Here is a 3,148-nt window from a genome sequence, read left to right on the forward strand (position 1 = left end):
AAATTCATGCAAGGTTTTGACTTTAAAGAGGATGTAAAGGATGTGATTATTGATTTGACCCATTCTCACATTTGGGACGTAACATCAGTCGCCATGCTTGATTCTGTTGTAAATAAATTTCAAAAGAATGGTGTGAATGTCACTGTGCGTGGCTTAAATGAAGCTAGCTCTATCATGATTGATAAGTATGGAACACATGCCAGAATCTAAGTGAAGGAGACTCTACATTTATGTAGAATCTCTAAAATTAACATAATACACCTTATACGAAATGCGTTATAATTCTCTTGAAAATTCAACGCTGTAGTTTCTAGTTGATAGCCCGAACATCCCTGTTCGGGATTTTTTTGTGATTTTTCACGTTCCACGCCTATTATTTAAGCAATGTTTCACGACTTTATTCAGTTTTAATAAACATCATCCGGTTTTTTGAGGAGTCATTATTTCATGTGCTTGCACTGAAATTGGCTCATCAAAAAATTGGAGTCCTGGCTAACCATAAGGAAGGAAAAAACGGCTCAGGAAGCCTCTCTTTTTAGGTTCAGGCTCAACGTGTTCTGGGACAGGGATACGTTTGTTCTCTGGAGTAGTCAATCCGTCATCTTTAGCTGGAACGACTATTACCTCTTCCTTCATTTCTACAATGGGAGCTGATTGAGGGAGTTCGAGTTCACTAGGGTCTTGAATCTTTGGTTTGGGTGCTTCCAGTAGACGTTGCATCGTCTCAATTTGATTTTGATAAAAGGATTCACGCTCTTTTGCATCATCAAGCTGATTTTTCAGCATGTCTATCTGTTGCCTAAGTAGTAAAACTTCTGCCGAATTTGGACTGTCTATTTTTACAGACTCTTTTACATCTAGTTTTTTTGAAGGTTCGCCAAAAACACGAATAGCTTCAGCCAGATCAATTTTATTATCAGAATTTTTACTTAAAATTCCTTTCTTTATGTTGTTGTAAATCGTTTGTCTATTGATATTGTAAAGCTTAGAAAGCTCAAGAACTGTAAGGCTTTTCATGCTGTAAATCTATGCCTAACTCTGTCAAAAGTTGTTGTCTATTAGACTGCCTAATAGACAAATGATCAAGTATAAATTTTAGGCAGCTTGATAGCCAACTTTTTGAAGATAAGGGAATAATTCTTGGAATTTTTCACTATCTTGAAGCATTTCAGCAATACGTATAGCGAATTGTGGATAGCTTTCTGTACCCTGAGAATACTTACCCATTTCTGGTAGTTCGGAAAGTTTAGTAGCGAATAAGTGGCGTTGCTTATCTGTCATTCTCGAGAAAAGATCAGTTGTATTAGGGTCTCTATTAGTTTCTATAGATCGAATAGTTGCTTTCTTTGGCTTAAAGCTAAAAGAAAATCCTGAGATTGAACGACCTTTTTTATGCTGTTCGTATTTAACAGTTATATCTGAAAATTCATTGATTTGATCTACTGCAATATCTAAAACACGTCTCTTAAATGCTTCCATTCGAGTGTATTCGTTAACACCTATACCAAGTTGGCTACGAAATTTATTTAATTCATAAACAGGCGTTTTCCCTACAGACTTCCATTGCATTAAGAGCTCATAAAGACGTACTGCATAAACGCTTTTGAAGTCAGCAGTTTTTTTCAAATGATAACTAGTAAAATACTGTTCAAACCCATCTATTTTAGTGACATGTTCAATTACCACACGAGTTAAGGTAACTAAAATTCTTCCTTCACCTTTCCGATAATTAGCATCTTGAATCCAGCGACTTTTTGTTAAAGTTCCATCTTCATTGGTAATCGTAAATTGTCTTTTAAAAAGAGAATCTTCTGCTTCAATTAATGCTAAATAAGCTGCATCTGGAGAAACGTTAAATGCTTTAGCATATCTAAGAGCATTTAATTCTAAAGGTTCATCTGTTGATAATCCTTGTCCAGTCTCACGAGCGTCTACAATTGCGAGCTGAAGTAAACGGGTTTCGCTTAAAGTAAGTGTCTGTAAAGCTTGTACAAGTTTATTAGATTTTACGACTAAGTCTGTCATGTCATTCTATTTAGCAACAATTTTATTGTGTTGCTATAACAACATAATAAATATTTGTTGTCAAATACCGAGGAAACGTTGCTATATAACCGAGGAAACGTTGCTATATAACCGAGGAAACGTTGCTATATAACCGAGGAAACGTTGCTATATAAAGCTTGAAAGCCGTATAAATAAAAGGATTCAGTCGAGTTAAAAACATTTAAAAACATTTAAAAACTTTAAAAATAATTAAAAGCATATTTCATGAAAAATTGCCCTTGGTTTTCGCTTCGCTCAAACTCTATTGAATCTCGCTTTCGCTCGATTCGTGGGGGCAATTTTTGGTTAATGTTTTCGTGACTTTTAGAAAAAGCAAAAGCAACTCGGAATTCGCTTCGCTCATAAGCTTTTTTTCTCGCTACGCTCGGTTTAGGAATCAAGCTTGGAAAGTTCGCACCCATTCGGGATGCTCTGCTATGCAGGTGATTGATGGATAGGGAGCTTGTAATCAGGGAAAGGGATGGGCAAATTTTCTCAGTTCGCTCGTAGACACTCGCTCTGTTTAGCGACTCATGCCACGAGATTTCATTTTAGGAGCTTGTTGCTGTGCTTTGAGCTGTTGTTCTTGTCTGAGTTTCATCTGTTGTTCTGCTTTGATCTCATCCACACATTTTTTAATGACTTGATAGGATAGGTATAGAGTCTGGTATTGCTTGGCTTTGGCCGGATGTTGTTGTTGGTACTGCTTCCAGGCATGTTCTTTGAACTTTTCATTCTCCAATAAATCCTTCACACCATGTTTTTTCTGGTGTTCATGCTGACCTTTCATCTTTTTGTGTTCCTGGTAGATCTCATCACGTTGGGCTTCCCAGGCTTTTTTTCCAAACAGTAAGGGTTTGTTCTGGGTTAATTCGTTGTGTTGATCGACCAGGCTTTGCAATTTGTCATGACTTTGCTTGAGTCCACTTTTCACGATCTCCTGGGCAAGGTGCTGATTGAACTCGTTTTGATGTTTGTGGTGCTTGGTCAGGTTTATTTCGGCTTGTTTGAGATTGCGCTGCATAAAATCCAGGTCTAGATTCGCGTCTTTTGCGCTGATTTCGCGTTTTAGCACTTTGCCAAGGGTTTCCCTCTGTTTTTC

Annotated in this window: 4 protein-coding genes; 1 reads left to right on the forward strand and 3 read right to left on the reverse strand. The window is 37.2% G+C overall.

The features are described from left to right. The coding region (locus tag MTX11_RS16285) for an STAS domain-containing protein (protein ID WP_243475595.1) at positions 1-210 on the forward strand (210 nt) is incomplete at its 5' end. Between the two features lie 282 nt (positions 211-492). On the opposite strand, the gene MTX11_RS16290 is transcribed toward MTX11_RS16285, so the two are convergent. From MTX11_RS16290 to MTX11_RS16300, 3 genes are all read right to left on the reverse strand, one after another. Next, a complete protein-coding gene (locus MTX11_RS16290; protein WP_071212541.1) occupies positions 493-1,017 on the reverse strand; it encodes a plasmid replication DNA-binding protein in 525 nt (174 codons plus the stop codon). Between the two features lie 78 nt (positions 1,018-1,095). Further along, complete coding sequence (gene repM, locus MTX11_RS16295) at positions 1,096-2,025, reverse strand: replication initiation protein RepM (RefSeq protein ID WP_000131200.1); 930 nt, start codon at positions 2,023-2,025, stop codon at positions 1,096-1,098. 544 nt (positions 2,026-2,569) lie between these two features. Next, positions 2,570-3,148, reverse strand: a 579-nt coding sequence (locus MTX11_RS16300) for a hypothetical protein (RefSeq protein WP_243475596.1), incomplete at its 5' end; no start/stop codon positions are given.

The sequence above is a fragment of the Acinetobacter lwoffii genome (genome assembly GCF_022809915.1).
GTDB classification, from domain to species: domain Bacteria; phylum Pseudomonadota; class Gammaproteobacteria; order Pseudomonadales; family Moraxellaceae; genus Acinetobacter; species Acinetobacter lwoffii_M.